Raw genomic sequence first — 17,834 nt, forward strand, 5'->3', positions numbered from 1 at the left:
AGAGCCATTCCTTCAATTGTCGCTAGGGGCCAGTTCTAACTCTATCGCCTCGACGTCGCGCGGCAGCAAAGGACATTCAGGTTCTGGGCAACGGGGATTGGCCGCCACCTTGTCCATGGCCTTCACCACCTCCAACCGGATCAGCCTCTGCAACTCCTGATCCGCTTGAATGGCTTCTAAAGTTCGGAGAGAGCCGTGAAAACTGGTGGCGTAGCGAGGTTTGAGGTTGTTCAAGGCCAGGGCGGCAGCATCGTTACAGAATTTCTCGCAGAAGCAGTAGCGCTGTTGACTCTCCATCAGCAGGATTTCATTGACCATCTCCAGAACAGCCCGTTCCATTTGATTTTCCAGGCCCTTCAGAGGCTTATGTTCCTCCGCCATCGCTACCTCCTGATGTGAATCGAACCCGCCGCCAAGCCCCTGTCTTTCAGGGAGCAGGAGTGCTCTCGATTACCTTCGATGCTGCTCTATTCTCTGTTGACAAGTCAAGCCAAATCCCCTGCTGCTGACGCGAACAGCCTCTGGCCCGCTCCTATCTGGGCTTGATGTATTTGGGTGTGCTGAGGCAATCGGATCTGTCCTGTCAGCCATCATCAAACCCCAGAGGGTTAACCAACACTCTCGGCAGACGGGCAGAAAGCCCACACAGCAACTCATAGGGAATAGTACCCAACTGATCGGCCCAATCCTGCACGGATAAACCCACATTCACCAGATTCGGGCCCAGCAGTTCCACCACATCCCCCACCTGGATATCCGGCCTCTCGGTTACATCCCACATGCACTGATCCATCGTGATCGTGCCCACCTGTTGGATCAAGCCGCCGCGCACCCATCCTCGCAGCCAGCCGGAAAGCCGCCGTGGGATCCCATCCGCATAGCCGATGGCCAGAGTGGCAATGCGACTGGGGCGAGAGGTGATGTAGCGATGTCCATAGCTCACTCCGGTCTGGGCAGGCACAGTTTGGATGTGGGACAGCCGCGCCTTGAGCCGCAGAATCGGCTGCAGACCTGGCACCGGCAAGTGAGGGGCAGGGGACAGGCCATAGAGGACCAACCCCAAACGCACACGGGAGTAGTGGAGATGGGTTAAAGCACCGGCTGAGTTATCCAGATGCAGCGCCGGTAAGGGATCCCCGGCTTGACGGATCTGTTCCACCACCTGGGCAAAGCGGGCGTGCTGCTGTTCCATGACCGGAGAATGGGGCTCGTCCGCCGTCGCCAAATGGGAAAACAAGCTACAGCCTTCCAGCTCCGGGATCCGACAAATCTGCCCCCACACGGCTGCAGCTTTCTTCCAGGGGATCCCCAAACGGGTCATACCCGTATCCACATTGACATGCACCGGGACGGGGCGCCCGGCCCAACGGGCTACCTGGCGCATCAGCGGGATTTGGTCTGTGCAGGTGAGGCTGACCTCCAACCGGGCTGCCATGGCCTGCTGTAGTTCTGCCCAGGTATTCAAAGCTCCCAACACCAGAATCGGAGCCTGCAGCCCCGTTTGCCGCAACTCGATCCCTTCGGCCAGGGTGGCCACACATAGCCCCTTGGCACCAGCCGCAACAGCCACGGGAGCCACCAACTGCGCCCCATGCCCGTAGGCATTGGCCTTCACCACCGCCCAGATCTCGACGTTTGAGCCTAGGCGCCTCTGCAACAGCCGCAGGTTTTCTCGCAGCTGGGCTGCGTCAATTTCCACCCAAGCCCGACTGGTCAACAGCTCCAGGTCGATGGCCCAATCCAGCTCCGCCAAGGAATTGGCCTTCTGGGATCCCTCTCTCCAAGTATTGCCCTGCACTCCCAGAGCAGCTGCTCTCAAAGTGCCCTGCGCCGCCGGCGCGACCGGTTCTCGATTCACCGTTCACCCCCCACACCCAAAACCCGTCCTGATTAGATTTAGGTTTAGCGCAAAGTCCACTCCGGCGCCATCCACAGCAGCGGCACGTCTGGGATCCCAACAGCCTCGTTGCTCTCCAACAGCCGGCTCAGCCAAGCGGCTTGCCTTTGCGAGGACAGTCCTTGGCTTAACAGGCGTCGCAGTACTCGTTGGAAGCCCTCTCCCTCACCCGCCGGCGACAAAGAGGGATCCCCGGTCATGCGCCGCAGATCCTCCACCGCCTCCGTGTAGCCCCCCAAAGCATCCACCAAGCCCACCTCCACAGCTTGCGCCCCGGTGAAGATGCGTCCATCGGCCAATTGTCGCACCCGGTCTTCATCCAAGCTCTGCCGTCGCGCGATCATCTCCGCCTCCAGCACCTCATCTGCCTTTTCTGGCAAGTGCTGGCGTCCTTGGGCCACATCGCGAATGAACTGCTCGAGGGTATCCTCCACCAAGTTTTGCAGAAGGCGCTGCTCTTGAGGAGTGGCACTGCGGAAAGGAGAGAGAAGGTCTTTGTACTCGCCGGTTTTGAAGGTCTGCGGCTCTATGCCGTAGTTCTCCAGCAACTTACCAAAGCTGAGGCCGCTGATGATAACCCCTATGCTGCCGGTCAGGGTGCCAGGGTTGGCATAGATTTTGTCGGCAGCGCTGGCCACGTAGTACCCCCCACTGGCAGCAATGTTTTCTAGGATAGCGATCACCGGCTTGCCTGCTCCGTGTAGAGCGGTTACGGCGCGGTAGAGTTCCTGGCTGGATCCCACAGCTCCGCCGGGACTGTTGATGCGCAGCAATACAGCCTTGACAGAGGGATCCCGTGCTGCCTCCCGCAACTGTTCCACAGGAGAAGTGGGCAGGCCTACCAAAGTCGAACCCCCTGGGCCGCCTATCGTTCCTTCCAGGGTGACCACCTCGATGCGCTCCGCCCCCCGTGCAGCCTCTAGGCCAACCCCGCCTCGGGTAGGCTCTGGGGCAGGGCGCGTGCCCCCGACAATGGCCGCAATAAGGCAGACGACCAGCAAAGAAGCCGCCAAAATGCGGTTAAGCTGAGTTTCTTGTGTCACAGGCCCCTCAATTGCCACTGACTCCGTTCTACCACCCCGCGGGCTTCTCGCAACGTCTGACACCAAAAGGCTGAGAACCAAGCAAACTCCTCATCTCGGTTGAGCCATCCAAGCTATTGACAAGGATCCTCCACTTATTTACGATCAGGTTCCAGCGTTTTTTACCGCTGAGGCATCTTCTGCAGGTTGCCAGTGTAAGCTGGAGTAGAGGGTAGGATCCTTGAGCGGGATTCTCGCTCGAAGCCAAGTGATTGGGGCTTTAGCTCAGTTGGTAGAGCACTTCAATGGCATTGAAGGGGTCAGCGGTTCAAGTCCGCTAAGCTCCATCCCCAGAGGGCCGATAGCAGTCGTGGCTTCTATTACCATCTATTTCTACTGCTTGCGCTAGCGGGCCGGAGGCCTTATCAGGAAGCAAGCGGTTGTTTGTTTCACCTTGACGGTGAGATAAGTGACTATGCGTTGCGAAACGGTTCAGCAACATCTCCCCAAGCCCAGACAGTCCTATCCAGCAAGGCTTCTGGGCTTCTTAAGTGTCCACAAAGGCTCGGCAAAATCTACCCCCAACTCCTCTCCTGTAAGGCGGCCTTCCCTCACCTCCGGCTTCTCTCCCCCTGGGAGAAGGGAGTTAGGGATCGACGCAGCAAGCCGTTTCATTGCTGTTTGAAATAATGAAAGTATTCTGCTTGGGAGCAAACCTTAGGCAGCAAGGGATCCTCCGCTGTTTTCACCCTTTCCACGGAGAGGATCCTGACCTATCTCAAGGGCTTCCACCAGGCGATTTCCCAACTCACGCTTGCCCCTCTCCCTGACGGCGGATTAAGAAGCGGATTTCCTGAAGGAGAACCTCAAAGCGTTGATCCGACTCGGCCTGCCGCTGCCGCAATTCCCGCACTTCCTGCCGCAATTCCAGGACAACCTCAGCGAGACGCCCCGAAAGAGTCTGCAAGGCAAGCTGAGCATCGGTAACCTTGGCAACTGTATCAGCCACCTTGGTCACAGCTTCGGCCAACTGGACAAATCGCGTCTCAATCTCCTCATTGGTCATGGCCGGGTGTGTCTTGCTTGGCTAATGATTAGCTCATTCTACCCTGCACGGTATGGAGTGTCACTCTCTGAGAATGGGCCGCAATTTTGAGGAAAAACCGGCTGGCCAACGGGGGTTATCAACCCAGGGATCCCCCATTCGCGCAAGTCAGCTGGCCAGCGCTATGAGGGTGGTGTAAATCCCTTGGAGGGACGCAGTGGCCTGGCTCCAGAGGATGTGGGTTAACGACCACCTATCCAGACCCATGGCCCCGCACAACAGCAGCAGATACAGGTTGGCAAACGTGAAGAGCGAGGCCGCCCGATCTCGGTCGCAGGGATCCTGCAGCAACTGCACCGCCTTCCAAACCAAGAGGGATCCCAGCAGCGCCGCGACGCTCAGATAAAAGGATCCCAGCATCCCTAAGGGGTAAACCAGCAACAGGCTGACCGGAACCATCAGCAGCGCGTAGAGCAAAATCTGTGCGGCAGTGAGTCTTTCGCCCGCGACCACCGGCAGCATCGGCACCCCGGCACGGGCATAGTCTTCCCGCTTCAGAATGGCCAAAGCCCAGAAGTGGGGTGGAGTCCACAAAAAGATGATGGCGAACATCACCCACGCGGCCCAGCTGAGCTCGCCTGTGGTTGCTGCCCAGCCCACCAAAGGTGGGATCGCTCCTGCCGCTCCACCGATGACAATATTTTGCGTGCTGGAACGCTTCAGCCAGTGGGTATAGACCCCCACATACACCAGGATCCCCACCATGGCCAAACTGGCAGCCAGCAGGTTGGTGAACGTGGCCAACAGCCCAAAAGCAGTCAAAGCCAGGATCCCGGCAAAAATCAGAGCATCCTGCGCTCGGATTCGACCGGAAGGCAAGGGGCGATGACGGGTTCGCTCCATCATCCGATCGATATCGGTGTCATACACCATGTTGATGACGTTGGCTGCCGCCGCCGCCATTCCTCCCCCCAAAAGGGTGATGAAAAACCTGAACGGGTCGGTGTTGCCTGCCATCCACATGGCCCCAGCCGTCGTCATCAGCAAGAGGGCGATGATCTTGGGCTTCACCAACTGGCTGTAGCTGCGCAAAACCTGGACAAGCGCCTGGCGCTCGCACCCCAGAGCACATGGGCTCTGCTCAGAGGGGATCCCCCCCATCGGGTTCTGGTAGGAAGCCTGACGGTCGACTAAAACGCTATCTTGCATGAAATTCACTCACCGGTCATTTCTGCGGTCATGGCCATCCACTGGCCTTCTTCCCCCTGGGTTCGCATTCGCCAGGCCAGCACCGTAAAACCCAGCAGACAGGCCAGCAAAGCTGCCCCCATCATCTGATGGGCCACCGTTAGGGGTTCTACCTGCAGCCGGTAATGATAGGTCAAAACACCGATCCCCACCTGGGCCAACAGCAGGCCAACAGACCCATGGCCCAAGAACTTGAGAAGGCGGGGGATCCGCTTGCGCCGCAGCCCGGTGGCCACCGCTACCGCCAACACCCCAAGGGTGGCCGGAGCAACCCCCAGCAAGTGGCTATTCATCACCCAGCACAGCTCGCCGGCAGCAAAGCATTGATGCAAAGCCCATTGGGAGGCCACCAAGGCGCCCAGAAGGCTCTGGACATACACCAGCAGCACCGCCCCCAAGCCCAGCCAAGGCAAGTAGCCGACGGAAAATGGCCCTTCACCCAGTCGCAGCGGCAGGATGGAGTCCTTAGAACCGGCTCTTGTCCAGATCAGTAATCCCAGGGTGAGCAAAGTGGCAAAAAACAGCAGGCCCGTGCCCAAGTGGGCCGTCACAATATCAAAGCGCAGCAGCTCCGTGACCGTCAGCCCACCCAGGATCCCTTGCGTCAAGACCAGAACAAAAGCCCAGCTCAAACCCCAGGGCAGCCAAGTGGGCAATGCCTGACGCTTCAGCCAAGCAAACCCCATCAGAACCAGCGTAGCCAAGCCTACCCCAGAAGCCACCATGCGGTGAAACCATTCCAAAAAGACCTGTAGGTTCATCTGCTGGCTGGGCACAATTGCCCCGTAGCAAAGGGGCCAATCTGGACAGGACAGCCCAGCATTCATGACGCGGGTGGCACTGCCTAACCCCATCAGCAGCCAAGTGGCCAATGCTAACCCCAGTAGGGCTTGTCCCATACGCAGGGAAAGCTTGTCTGAGAGCACAGGATTCCGCTGGGAAGAAGGTTGGGATTGATGAAAGATCGAAGAATCCATTGCAGTTGAAGGCATAGCAAAGACCGGGCTGACGGCTCGAGCATCTGCACTGAAAAAGAGGCTGGGCTGAAAAAGCCTAGCCGGCTTGGTATCGGGCCATCTGGAAACAAAGACGCAGGTTACTCGCTGACTATTCCTCGAAGCCAATCCTAAATGCGGTTTTGTGGCTGGCGAAGGCTTTTTAAGAATTTCTTTCTCGGCGCGCAGGTGTTCCGAATCCTAGGCACCTCTGGGAAGTCAAGCCAGCAGACCAATCCTTTTCCCCCTGGGAGAGGGGTCGCGGCAGCGGCGCGAAGCGTTTGGGCGGCAACGGGAGTGTCTCAATCTCGTTTGGAATGACTACAATGCGTAAACTACCCGACTCCGACCGCTAAGCGGTACGGAGCGGGCTTTCAGTAGCCCTGAGCCTGCTCTGCTCTACCAGAGAACAAAACAGGCCCGAACCTCTAGGCTGGTTTACGACAGCCCCCAAAAGCGCAATCACATTCGCACCATTCAAATCCGCATCTCCTTCCCATCCACAGTGCCTACACTTAAACTTCTTTCCACTGCGGTAGGATTGCGCAGGGTCGGGATGAATGTGCAAACACCGGTGGCAGGTCTGCGACGTGTAGGCAGGCGGTACCAGAATCAAGGCAACCCCTGCACGCAGAGCCTTGTATTCCAGAAACTGGCGTAGCTGGTAGAACGCCCAACTGTTGGCCCTGCGCCGCTCGGCTTTGCTGCGGGGTTGTTGATTGACCCTTTCCCGGATCCCTGTCAGGTCTTCCAGAGCGATAGCGCTGTTGGTAGCTTTTGCCCTGGAGACAATAACTTTGGAGATGCGATGATTGACCCACGTTTGAAAGCGTCTCTCCTTGCCAGACAGCCGTTGCAACAGTTGACGGCATCTGCGCCGCGAACTGCGTGTGCCCTTACTGGCTTTGCGTTGGAGTACCGCCCTCAACCGGGAGTAGTGGTCGCGGACTTTGTTCAACTGCTGTCCATTCCAGTTGTCCCCTTCTGAGGTATGAGCGATATCCGTCCTTCCAAAGTCCACCCCGATCACCTTGTCGGCATCTTGTTGCTTGGGTGGCTTTTTCTCTACGCAAATCTGGATGTAGTAGGAGCCGTCCTTCCGCTTGACCAGGGTGGCAGATTTGGGGTTGGAACCAGCCAGTATTCCACGCTGGTAGTTGCCAATGGCTAGTTCAAAGCGCTCTCGCCCCTCCACCGTGGTCAGCGACACCGTCCAGTCTTTCTCGCGAAATGAGAAGATACGTGCATCGTAGGTAACGAACCTACGCTTGAACTCTTTAACCGGACGGTTGCGCTGTCTCGCCACTTTGCGAGCGCCCGCCACCCGTCTGCACACCTGTTGAGCCAAGTTACTGGACAAGCCGAACCGAGCTCGAATCTCGTAGTAGCAAAGGGATTGCAGTTTGACCGCGTTGACGATCTTCTCCGGCGTGTTCTGGTTGACCCAGTTCAAGGCCTGCACAAAGACATCCATCGTCGCGTCCAATTTAGCGGCTTGCGATGGGGACACCTTGAGCTTACAGGATATGGTCAGGACTTGGCTCATAAGTTCATTGTACTTCATCAAAGCGCATTCCTCCCGGCACTGACCCTACGGGTACAGTGCGGGGCTCCTGCGATTTCTAGCTGAGCGCCAGAGGAAACCGATCAGCCAACTCCTCAACGACCAAAGAGGTTAGCTGCCAAAGTCCTTCCCACTGGCTCTGGTCGTGAAGATGAGGTAGCCGGGGGGTCATCAGCCCCAATAGGCTCAGGGGATAAGGGATCCTTATCATCGCCGCTGCAAGGGGCTATGGTGTTCAACCCAAGAAGATTGAAAAAAGGCTATCCCTGGGCAGAAGCTGGCCCGGAAATCGGTCTGCCAGGCCTGTAGCCACTAGCGAATGTACTGAGCCAAAGCCCGCGAAGAATATCCCACCCGCAACTTGCGCAGGGCATCCCGCTCGATCTGACGAATCCGTTCCCGCGTTAGGTTGAAGTGATCCCCCACCTCCCGCAGGGTTCTCGCCTGTTGCCCGTCTAACCCATAGCGCAACTCCAGCACTTGCCTCTCAATCGGCTTGAGGGTTTGCATGGCAGAACGCACATCCTGCTGCATCGATTGCACGAGGATCCCTTGAAAGGGCTGCTCTTGCCGCTCATCTTGCAGCAAATCTCCAAGGCGGCTTTCTCCTTCCTGGCCGACCGGCACATCCAGCGACAGGGGCAAAGCAGCAGCCTGCTGGATCATGCGCAGTTTCTTGACTTTAATGCCCAAGGCTTCTGCCAGCTCCGCTTCGGTGGGCCGCCTCCCCTGCAGCTTCATCAGCTCGCGGTTGGTGCGCTTGAGCAGGCGCACTTTGTCGACCATGTGTACCGGCAGGCGAATCGTCCGTGCTTGATTGGCAATGCAACGGGTAATGCCTTGGCGAATCCACCAATGAGCATAGGTGCTGAAGCGAAACCCCCGCTCTGCATTGAATTTTTCGGTGGCCCGGATCAACCCGATATTGCCCTCTTGGATCAGATCCAAAAAGGGCACCCCCCGATTGAGGTATTTCTTGGCAACGCTGACCACCAGGCGCAGGTTGGCGTTGATCAGCTTGCGCTGAGCCTGCTCCCCTTGTCGGATGCGGGAGCGAAGGGTGGATACGGAAATCTGCAGGGCCTCGGCCAGAGCCTCATCGCTGGGATCCTCCCCCCGCTGTTGCCGCCATTCCTGCCGGGCTTGATCGATGAGGAGCTTTTGCTGAATTTTGCGCGACAGCTCGATTTCCTCAGCGTGATCGATGCGGGGCACGCGACCGATGGTATTCAGGTAGTGATCGACAGCGTCTTCATTCAGCCGGGATCCGCCGGCCCCTGGCTCTGAGTCAACTTCTGCGAGGTCGTCTTGAGGGGCAGACTCGGGGTCGAACCAGAGATCGTCAAACTCCTGAGGCGAAGAGGCAGAGTGTTCAGGATGAGGACGAGAAAAAACCACGGCCAGGTGAGGAGAGAACTTCATCTCCCAGTCTAAAAAGGTTTCTGCTGCTGCTGCGAGCGAAAATCGATCATGACCCTCTTTTTTGTCCGGAGATTTTTCCGTTTAGATGCGGGAACAGCAGGGATCCCATCCGCCAAGTCTTTGCAGGCAAGGGGTCGCTCGCCAAAAAGCGGTAAGCGATTTTCGATCTAGACCTTGAGATAAGATTGTTCCTGAGCAAGTCAGCTCAACAGCTGCCGGGTGGGATCCCAGGAAAAGGGAACCTTGCCAGCTCAGGCTACCATGTGAGGATCCCTCAACTTCCTCAGTCTGGAAAAGAATATTTACGGCTTTCTGCTCCTATGGAGTCTAACGACCGGCACCATCCATCGGCCAACTTGATTGGGGAGCGGGTGCGCTGGGTACGGGAGAAGCTGCAACTCACCCAAGATCAACTGGCGGGTCGCTTGGCCAAGTACGGTGTGCAGTTGGACTACGTCAAAATTGGCCAGGTGGAAAAGGGAAAACGGCGCGTCATCGACAAGGAACTGGTGGCCTTTGCCAAGGCGTTGGGGGTATCGGTCACTTGGCTGCTGAGCGGAGATGAATCCCACCTGTAGCGGCCTGCGGGAAAGTACATCCGATACAGGGATCCCGAACAAAAGGACGTGAAGATACTTAAATACCTTGTACTCTCGGACGTGATCTCAGTCATTTTCCGTGTAAACACGGTAGGCTGGACTCATGAATAGATTGGCTTGAGGCCAAACCCCAGCTTTTCCTCAACCATCCGAGGGGGTAGGAGAGGCGGAGAGATACAGCGCCGCGCCGGAAGTACGGGTTTTTCCAAGAAGGATCTGGATCACAGGCTTCTTCACCTAAACTTGATATTGTTGACTTGGCGTTAAGCTCCCGCCGTTTATCTGTTTGTGTGAGGTTTGCCGATGCTCTCTTTCTTCTTCAATTCCAACAAGGCCAACAGCCGACAAACCGGAGGCCACCGTCTGCCTGCTGCCAGCAAAACCACAGGCACGCAACGGATCCCCAACTACAGCCGCCTGTCCGCTCCCCATGAAGTGCTCAAGCAGGAAAGGCAGATCAAGCGGGAGCAAGAGTTTACAGAAATGGAGCAAAACATCAATCGCATTCGCTACTTCTACCAAAAAGCAGACATGCCCCTGGAGATGCGGCAAATTCTGACCTACCGTAAGCTGATGGAGCTGGACTACTTTACCCCGCAGGCGGCAAAAGAGCTGCTCAAGCAATGGCAGCAGCAGGAAGAGCAAGAACGCCGTCGGGCTTGAGAAAAGGGCAATCGAACCTTGGCAAGTAGGCTTGTTGAGCCAAGAGTTCCCGGTCTACGGGTAAAGGCCGCGATCCTGTAGGGCTTGCGCCACTCGGCCTACCCCCAGGGTGTAGGCAGCCAGTCGCAGCGACACTTGCCGCCGTTCTGCCTCCTGCACCACCCGTTCAAAGGCACGTACCATCAGACCTTCCATCTCTTGATTGACCCGCTCCTCATCCCAGAAGATGTAAGAGAGTCCCTGCACCCACTCCAGATAGCTCACCACCACTCCACCGGCATTGGTTAGGATATCCGGCAATACCTGGATCCCTCGCGATTCCAAAATCCGGTCGGCGGCAAGGGTGGTTGGACCGTTGGCAGCTTCTGCCACAATCCGGGCTTGAATTTGGTGGGCATTGGCTTCGGTAATTTGATTTTCCAAAGCGGCAGGGATCAACACATCCGCTTTTTGCACCAGCAGGTCGGCATTGCTAATGGGCTCAGCTTGCGGAAAGCCCGCCATGTGGCCTCCCTGTTCCTTCATGTGGGCTTTGAGGGCGGGGATATCCAGTCCTTTGGGGTTATAAAGGCCCCCAGAACTGCCGGAAACCGCCACAATTTTGGCTCCTGCCTGATGCAGCAAGCTGGCCGCTGCTCCACCCACATTGCCAAAACCTTGGATTAACACCGTTGCCCCTGCCAGGGATCCACCATGTCGGGCCAAGGCTTCCCGTACCGTGATCATCACCCCCCGTCCGGTGGCCAGTTCTCGCCCTCGGGATCCCCCAATCGAGAGAGGTTTGCCCGTCACCACTCCCGGCACCGCATGCCCAACATTCATGGAATAGGTATCCATCACCCAGGCCATCTCGCGGGCGGAAGTTCCCATGTCTGGAGCGGGGATATCCTCTGCAGGGCCGATATCCTTGATCAGCTCGCTGGTGTAACGGCGGGTGATGCGCTCCAGCTCCGAGACCGAATAACGCTTGGGATCGAGGGGGATCCCCCCTTTGGCCCCACCGTAGGGAATGCCCATAAGGGCACATTTCCAGGTCATGAGCATCGCTAAGGCCGATACCTCTTCAAGGGTGACCGCGGGATGGTAGCGGATCCCCCCTTTGTAGGGGCCGAGAACGTTGCAATGCTGCACCCGATGGCCGGCCAGCACTTGGATTTGTCCGTTATCCAGCCGCACGGGGATCGCCACCGTCACCACTTTACGGGGGGTGCTGAGGATCGCCACCCAGCCGGGATCCAGTTTCAGCTCGCCAGCTGCCCAATCTAGGTAGCTGCAGGCCTGGGCAAGGGGACAGATGTGGGCGGGAGAGGGAGGGGCAGAAGAGGCCAGCGCAGGACTTGCAGCCATGGCGAAGAGAAGCAAGGGCTGTTTCCACACTATACCGCCGGGAACCGGAGAGGAACGTTCCGTAGCAAGCGTTACAAATAATTGAGGATCTGGATCAAGACGAAACAGAGGCCGGCACTGGCCAGGGGCACGGTCAGGTTATCCAACCCCCACCAAGAGAACACCTCCAGCCCCATGGTTATCCCCCCCACCAAGAGGCTGATGGCCAGCAAAGGGGGGGAGAAGCCAAAGTACCCCAGCAGCAGAGCTGCAATCACCAAGCTGCTCACCGCCCACATGGTCAGGGATCCCTCCCAGCTTTTTTGAAGGGATCCCAGTTGGTAGGGGTGTTGGCCCCAAGTTTTGCCCACCAACCCTGCCAAGGCGTCGGCCCACGTCATCACCAATATGCCGATCACCGCGAAGACCTGTCGCTGGGGACGCCAAAACCAAAACAGCAGCAGGCCAATGCTGACGGCGTAGAAACAGGTGCCAAAGCTGCGGCGACCGACTCCATTCAAGCTGGGCAAGATGGCCACCCGGTAGGAGAGCAGCGCCAAGCCGGCAAACACCAGAGAGAATCCCACCCCTAGCCAGCGAGGCACTTGCAAAGCCCAAGCCAACAAAATGATATTGCCCACACCAATGTGAATGGCCTTGCGCACCCATTCCCCGTCCACCTGCCGGGAGCGCAGCCATTCCGCAAAAGCAAATACGGCGGCCAGCCAGAGAGCATAGCAAGCAAGCTGCTGGGCCAGGCCCATGAAACGGCCTCAGAGGGTTTTCAAGTAGCTGAGCAGATCTGCCATCTCCTGAGGATCCGGCTGGAACTGGGGCATGGGAGGCGTTTTGCCACCGGTCACCTGCTGAATAATAAACCGATCCGAGCGGCGGCTGCTCACCCCCCGCAGACTGGGCCCCACTCGCCCATCCGCTTCTTCTCCGTGGCAGGCTGCACAGTTGAGGGCAAACAAGGATGCACCATGGCTAACCTGCCCCTGTAAGCTGAGGACGGCTTCCGTGTAGGGATCCAGACGAGCCTCAGCACTTAGCCAAGCCCAGGTCAATATCGCCAGCCCTAGGCCGAGGAGGGCAAGACCCAGCCGAGTTTTTTGAGACCAGACACTTGTAAAGAATCGCTGCAAGGATTTGAGGAAGGGTTGTAAACGCTGTTGGGATGAAGGCTGAAGTCGCTTTTGCTCAAAGCCGACGCAACTGCCGGTTGATGACTGGCTGCTGCGGGATTGAGTGGTCTCTGAGAGGGAGGGAGACACAGACAACGCTGAGAGAAACCGTTTCAATCTTTTACATTTCAACCAACACGATAACTCAGGAGCCTTTCCCTGCCAATAATCTGTAAAGGTATTTACTTTTTCTTAATGGTTGGCTGGGCCACGTGAGACTTTGATCCCTCTGAGGGGGGACGGTTGGGAAAGAGCCGCCCCATCACCTCCGCTTGGGCCCAGGGATCCCGGTTGAGGCTGTGGATGGCATTGGCCCATGGAAAGTGCGCCCGCAGGCGACGGTAGAGAGATAAATTACCATAAATGACGACGGCTGCCACCCGCTCCCGATGCTGTTGCAGCCAATCCAGCACATAGTTGGGCAAGGGATTCCCAAGGAAACCTTGGAAAATCAACCCTGGGGCGTTGTCTAGAGCGGCTTCCAACCAAGGCAGGGGGGTAAGGGCATCGCTGAGCACAGGAAGCATGCCCAGGGCAGCCGGAACATGCAGGGCGGGAGATTGCAACTGCACATCGGCAGCACCCAAGGGGGGATCCTGCCAGATCCAGTTCAACCATCCGGGCTCTGCGGGCGGGCTGAGGGGCCGGCCTCCTTCCACGCCACCGCGGGCCATAGCCGCTTGACAGGGGGCGATATCCTTCTCGGCCAAGAGGGATCCCAGCTGTGCGGCTCTGTGCAGAGCAGAGGTCAGGTGGGAGCGCCTGTTGAACAACTTTCCCAACGCCGTTCGCGTCCGCGGAACGGAGTCCTTGTCCTTGGAGATGGGATCCCCCAGCAGCAAAGGCTTCAGTTGCTCGGCGGGAGAGCCACGGTTGAGGGCCGGATCCGTGGGATCCCTGGCCCCCATCCATCCGCCAAGGGCGCTGAAGTCGGTTTCCGCCAAGGCCGGCCACACCTGTTGGAGGAGAGCTGAGGCGGCAGGTAGGATTCGCTGTTTGGCCCGCAGCACCCGCGTCACCGACTGGGCAAGCTGGTCTGTGCTGAGGGATCCCTGTTGCACCGCTTCCAAAACGGCTGCCAAGGATGCCGTTGGATCGGGGGGGGTCAGAATCAGATCGGCACCGGCCTGGAAAGCCCGCACGGCCAATGAGTTGGGCCCGTTAGCATTGGCCAGCTCTGCCAAGCAGCCTTGATCGAGGCTGTCCACAACAATAAGCCCGCCAAACCCCCATTCCTGGCGCAGCAGTTGGGTCAGCCGCCCCGGCAGCAGGGTGACAGGCCAGCGCTCATCCCACTCCGGCAGCACCACGTGGGAAACCAAGATCGCCCCCACCTGCTCCACCAAACCTCGAAAAGGCAGCCAAGGTCCCTCTTGGAGCTGGGCTAGGGTCAGGGTTAATCGGGGGCACCAGGGGGTGTCTGTTGTCTTTGGGGATGGCTTCAGTCCGGCCTGAACCGGATCCCTCCAGCCTTTGCCCGGAAAAGAGCTGGCTGTGGTTAGGATCCCGCCTGTGCTGCCCGGGGTGGCTTGCTCACATCCGCGCACAAAAGCTCGCGCCAGTTGCAAAGCAGACAGGGGATCCTCCGCCAGCGCCCCTTCCCCCAGCGGCTCTGCCACCGGGCTGAGCAACCAATTGATGCCGATGGCCGCCGCCTCCCGCGCCGTGATCCGCCCCCACTGCTCGGCCCAGCGCTCGGCTTCCGCCCCCAGGCGGCTCAACCCTAGAGGATGGGGGAAAGGGGTCGCCCCCTGCAGGGCCAGCCCCCGCCCGACCTCGGCTGCCACCAAAAGGGGCAGAGCCGCCCAAGACTGGGCCTCCTCGATCAGCAGCAGGGCCTCGGCCACGTGGCCATCCGTGAGCCAGATGCCCCCGATCCCCACCTCCTGGATAAGCCGTTTGAGGATCTCTCGGGGAGGAGACTGGGATCCCAGACGGGCCGAGACCGGCACCACCAACAGTTGCGCCACCTGCCGGGCTAGGGACAAGGGTCGGTCAAGTTCCTCGAGCGGAGATCCGGAAACACTCATAGGCACAGCCGAAAGTTCGTCAGCAAGGGGAACTGCTCCCTTTGCAGAAACGCAGATCATGATAGCCACTCCTGCCGGTTGCGGCTCGCAGCGGGCTGTTGAGGGCTAACGAGAAAGCCGACAACGGTCACAGGTGCCACAGGGCAGGCCGGGCTGCTCCCCAGGGTAGCCAAAATAGGGCAAGATCGCCTGCCACCGACAGCCGCGGGCGTGGATGAGGGCTTCCATCCCTTGCCAGGGATCCTCTCGTCTTAAAGGCTGCCAACGGCGGTGCAACACCTGAAAGTGAAAGGGATCCGGCCAGTGCAGGCAGCCCATCTCCTGCAGCAGACCCAGGGCCACCCGTACCTCTCCAGGCGGCAGGTCGGCGTAGGATCCCTGCTGAGGCAAGGTTTGCAGCAGGTGGCGTGCTCGGGCCTGAAGGCGCTCCTGCTGGGAATAGAAATAGGCTTGGCGCCGGCGATCGCTGGGATCCAGCATGCCCGTCGGCTCCGAGACCAGCATCAGGGCCCGACAAGGGCCACCATCCCGACCGCCTCGTCCCACCTCTTGCAAATAATCCATCAAGCTGGGCGGGGGATGAAAATGCAGCACCCAACGCACATCCGGCTTGTTGATCCCCATGCCGAAGGCGTTGGTGCAGACCAGAAAGCGCAGTTCCCCCTGCAGCCAGGATCGTTCTAGCCGGCGGCGGGATCGCGCCTCCAGCCCCCCGTGATAGGTGGCGGTTTTCAAGTTCTGTCGGCCCAGCCACTCGGCCAGCTCTTCCCCATCCCGTCGGGTGCGCACATAGACCAGACCCGACCCGGGATTCTCGCCCAGGAATCGCAGCAGACGACGACGGCGATGCGCCGGGCTCCAGGCTATCGCCACATTGAGGGAGATATTGGCCCGCAGGGGATCGGCGCGAATGCACTCCGGATCCCGCAGCTCTAGGATTTGGCTGAGGCGGCTGCAGGTTTGGGGGTCAGCCGTGGCGGTAAAAGCGGCAATGGGAAAGGAGGACTTCACCGGGGCCAGAGCCGGGCGCAGCAATCCCAGACGGCGGTAGTCGGGCCGGAAGGATCCCCCCCAATGCACCAACGTGTGGGCCTCATCCACGATCAGGCCGTTGATTTGCACCTGAGGCTGTTGCAGCCGTTGCCAAACGGGGGGGCTGAATAGGGTCTCCGGCCCCAGATAGAGCAGGCGCAGTCGGTTTTCCTCAAGGGCCTTCAACACCCGCTTGCGCAGGGCTGGATCCAGTTCGCTGTGGAGACAGGCTGCCGGCAGCTTGCGTTTCCAGAGATCCTGAACTTGGTCTTCCATCAGGGCGATCAGGGGCGAGACCACCAGCGTCACCCCCCTTTGCAGCAGGGCTACTAGCTGAAAGCACAGGGATTTGCCAAACCCCGTCGGCAACACCACCAGCGCGTCGCGCTTGTCCAGCAGAGCGCGGATCACCTGATCCTGCGGTGGGCGCAGCGTCTCGTAACCCCAGTGTTGCTTGAGGGCCTGTTGGATTTGCTGCCAATCCTGCAAACGGCAACCCCCTTTTCAACAATTTCCTTCAGCAATCTACAGCGATTTCGGGAGAAGCTGTCTTATAGGCTATTTCAAATCCCGCTGAACCTGCTAGCTCCCCTCTCCCAAGGGGTGAGGGCGCAGAGGATCGGCCCCACCGGCTTGCCTGTAGGGGATCCCTGTCACACCTATCCCCGTGTCCAGGGGGCTGGGATCAGGATCCCCGGCAGAGAAGGGATTCTCACCTGCTGCATGGGTGAAGGTGTCGATGGCGGCGGGCTTGTGCGATCCTAGAGCTGGGACTTCCCGCCTGCTTCGATACTTTTCCCATGACTGCCCTCGACTCCTCGCGCCTGCTCCACCCCAGAACTGCCCTTGTTCACCGTCGCACCGGGGAAACGGATGTTCAAATTCGTCTGAACCTGGATGGCAGCGGCCACTACGAGATCGACACCGGGATCCCCTTTTTGGATCACATGCTGGCCCAGCTCAGCACCCACGGGTTGATCGATTTGCAGATCAAGGCCATAGGGGATCTGCACATCGACGATCACCACACCAACGAAGATGTGGGCATCACGCTGGGACAGGCTCTGGCGCAGGCTTTGCAGGATCGGCGGGGCATTCATCGCTTCGGCCATTTTTGGGCACCTTTGGATGAAGCTTTGGTGCAGGTGGTGCTGGATTTCTCCGGGCGTCCTCACCTCAGCTATGGCCTGGAGCTGCCCACGGAGCGCATTGGCCGCTACGAAACCCAGTTGGTGCGGGAGTTTTATCAGGCGGTGGTCAACCACGCCCAGCTTACCTTGCACATTCGCCAAGCTGCCGGTCTCAACGCCCACCACATTGTCGAGGCCAGTTTTAAGGCGTTTGCCCGTGCCCTGCGTATGGCTGTAGAACGGGATCCCCGCCGACAAGAAGGGATCCCCAGTTCGAAGGGAGTACTCTAGGCATGAACTGGCCACGGAGACTGTTGGCCTTGGCTCTGGGATTGGGGACAGTTTTCTTCGGTCTGGGCCAGATGGGGGGTGCAGAGCGCTTGGGGGTGTTTCTGCCGCCTTTGTTTGATTGAGTTCTCCTTGCCCGTGGAGGACTGGCCCAGTTTGCCCACAATGGCACGGTGAGCCGGCAGTTGGATTTTTATCTGCGGCGGCTTACGCCAGAGCAGCAGGCAGCTTTGGCAGATTTGCTCACACGCGATTTTGATCCCAGCACCTCTGCGCACTACTTTGATTCGAGACGTAAACTACCCGACCCTGACTGCTTCGCAGTACAGGGCGGGCTTTCGGCAGCCCTGCAGTTGGCAAGCCAACCACGAACCTCTAGGCTGGTTTAC

The 17,834-nt window shown here is 58.8% G+C and carries 16 protein-coding genes, 1 tRNA gene and 1 pseudogene; 5 read left to right on the forward strand and 13 right to left on the reverse strand.

Going from position 1 to position 17,834, the window contains the following annotated elements:
- Window positions 1-12: 12 nt before the first annotated feature.
- The 3 genes from ACVWZU_RS09975 to sppA form a co-directional block, all read right to left on the reverse strand.
- Entirely contained in the window at window positions 13-381 is a 369-nt protein-coding gene (locus ACVWZU_RS09975) for a late competence development ComFB family protein (RefSeq protein ID WP_457444662.1), read from the reverse strand.
- A 202-nt stretch (window positions 382-583) separates the two neighbouring features.
- Window positions 584-1,858 (reverse strand): alanine racemase, encoded by a 1,275-nt coding sequence (alr, locus tag ACVWZU_RS09980; RefSeq protein ID WP_457444664.1) that lies wholly within the window; start codon window positions 1,856-1,858, stop codon window positions 584-586.
- A 44-nt stretch (window positions 1,859-1,902) separates the two neighbouring features.
- Entirely contained in the window at window positions 1,903-2,940 is a 1,038-nt protein-coding gene (sppA, locus tag ACVWZU_RS09985) for a signal peptide peptidase SppA (protein WP_457444666.1), read from the reverse strand.
- 253 nt (window positions 2,941-3,193) lie between these two features.
- Here sppA and ACVWZU_RS09990 point away from each other — a divergent pair.
- Window positions 3,194-3,266: transfer RNA gene (locus tag ACVWZU_RS09990), tRNA-Ala, on the forward strand.
- 461 nt (window positions 3,267-3,727) lie between these two features.
- Here the strand turns inward: ACVWZU_RS09990 and ACVWZU_RS09995 are convergent.
- From ACVWZU_RS09995 to ACVWZU_RS10015, 5 genes are all read right to left on the reverse strand, one after another.
- Window positions 3,728-3,985 carry a hypothetical protein gene (locus ACVWZU_RS09995; RefSeq protein WP_457444668.1) on the reverse strand — a complete coding sequence of 86 codons (258 nt, stop codon included), beginning with the start codon at window positions 3,983-3,985 and terminating at the stop codon, window positions 3,728-3,730.
- 147 nt (window positions 3,986-4,132) lie between these two features.
- A complete protein-coding gene (locus ACVWZU_RS10000) occupies window positions 4,133-5,125 on the reverse strand; it encodes a heme o synthase (protein ID WP_457444682.1) in 993 nt (330 codons plus the stop codon).
- A 53-nt stretch (window positions 5,126-5,178) separates the two neighbouring features.
- Window positions 5,179-6,111 (reverse strand): COX15/CtaA family protein, encoded by a 933-nt coding sequence (locus ACVWZU_RS10005; RefSeq protein WP_457395027.1) that lies wholly within the window; start codon window positions 6,109-6,111, stop codon window positions 5,179-5,181.
- A gap of 448 nt (window positions 6,112-6,559) precedes the next feature.
- Window positions 6,560-7,753 (reverse strand): RNA-guided endonuclease InsQ/TnpB family protein, encoded by a 1,194-nt coding sequence (locus tag ACVWZU_RS10010; RefSeq protein WP_457444684.1) that lies wholly within the window; start codon window positions 7,751-7,753, stop codon window positions 6,560-6,562.
- Between the two features lie 330 nt (window positions 7,754-8,083).
- Window positions 8,084-9,193 carry an RpoD/SigA family RNA polymerase sigma factor gene (locus ACVWZU_RS10015; RefSeq protein ID WP_457444670.1) on the reverse strand — a complete coding sequence of 370 codons (1,110 nt, stop codon included), beginning with the start codon at window positions 9,191-9,193 and terminating at the stop codon, window positions 8,084-8,086.
- A gap of 320 nt (window positions 9,194-9,513) precedes the next feature.
- Here ACVWZU_RS10015 and ACVWZU_RS10020 point away from each other — a divergent pair, with 320 nt between their 5' ends.
- Together ACVWZU_RS10020 and ACVWZU_RS10025 are read left to right on the forward strand one after the other, a co-directional pair.
- Window positions 9,514-9,771, forward strand: coding sequence for a helix-turn-helix domain-containing protein (locus ACVWZU_RS10020; RefSeq protein WP_041436246.1), 258 nt, complete (start codon window positions 9,514-9,516; stop codon window positions 9,769-9,771).
- A gap of 324 nt (window positions 9,772-10,095) precedes the next feature.
- Complete coding sequence (locus ACVWZU_RS10025) at window positions 10,096-10,455, forward strand: hypothetical protein (protein WP_414351532.1); 360 nt, start codon at window positions 10,096-10,098, stop codon at window positions 10,453-10,455.
- Between the two features lie 54 nt (window positions 10,456-10,509).
- On the opposite strand, the gene ACVWZU_RS10030 is transcribed toward ACVWZU_RS10025, so the two are convergent.
- The 5 genes from ACVWZU_RS10030 to ACVWZU_RS10050 all read right to left on the reverse strand — a co-directional run bounded on the left by ACVWZU_RS10030 (window position 10,510) and on the right by ACVWZU_RS10050 (window position 16,516).
- Window positions 10,510-11,802 carry a Glu/Leu/Phe/Val family dehydrogenase gene (locus ACVWZU_RS10030; RefSeq protein WP_457444672.1) on the reverse strand — a complete coding sequence of 431 codons (1,293 nt, stop codon included), beginning with the start codon at window positions 11,800-11,802 and terminating at the stop codon, window positions 10,510-10,512.
- 71 nt (window positions 11,803-11,873) lie between these two features.
- Entirely contained in the window at window positions 11,874-12,545 is a 672-nt protein-coding gene (locus ACVWZU_RS10035) for a diacylglycerol/polyprenol kinase family protein (RefSeq protein WP_457444674.1), read from the reverse strand.
- A 9-nt stretch (window positions 12,546-12,554) separates the two neighbouring features.
- Window positions 12,555-12,884: a c-type cytochrome gene (locus tag ACVWZU_RS10040; protein ID WP_049749615.1), complete on the reverse strand. Its 330-nt coding sequence runs from the start codon at window positions 12,882-12,884 to the stop codon at window positions 12,555-12,557.
- Between the two features lie 263 nt (window positions 12,885-13,147).
- The gene (locus tag ACVWZU_RS10045; protein WP_457444676.1) at window positions 13,148-14,953 is read right to left on the reverse strand and encodes a glycoside hydrolase family 3 N-terminal domain-containing protein; all 1,806 of its coding nucleotides are present in this window, start codon (window positions 14,951-14,953) and stop codon (window positions 13,148-13,150) included.
- 147 nt (window positions 14,954-15,100) lie between these two features.
- On the reverse strand, window positions 15,101-16,516 hold the full coding sequence (locus tag ACVWZU_RS10050) for a RecQ family ATP-dependent DNA helicase (RefSeq protein WP_457444678.1): 1,416 nt from the start codon (window positions 16,514-16,516) through the stop codon (window positions 15,101-15,103).
- A gap of 311 nt (window positions 16,517-16,827) precedes the next feature.
- On the opposite strand from ACVWZU_RS10050, the gene hisB reads away from it, so the two are divergent.
- Window positions 16,828-17,448 (forward strand): imidazoleglycerol-phosphate dehydratase HisB, encoded by a 621-nt coding sequence (hisB, locus tag ACVWZU_RS10055; protein WP_457444680.1) that lies wholly within the window; start codon window positions 16,828-16,830, stop codon window positions 17,446-17,448.
- A gap of 143 nt (window positions 17,449-17,591) precedes the next feature.
- A pseudogene (locus tag ACVWZU_RS10060) lies at window positions 17,592-17,696 on the forward strand (alpha/beta hydrolase); the annotation flags it as partial.
- Window positions 17,697-17,834: the final 138 nt, after the last annotated feature.

This window comes from Thermostichus sp. MS-CIW-26 (assembly GCF_054059115.1).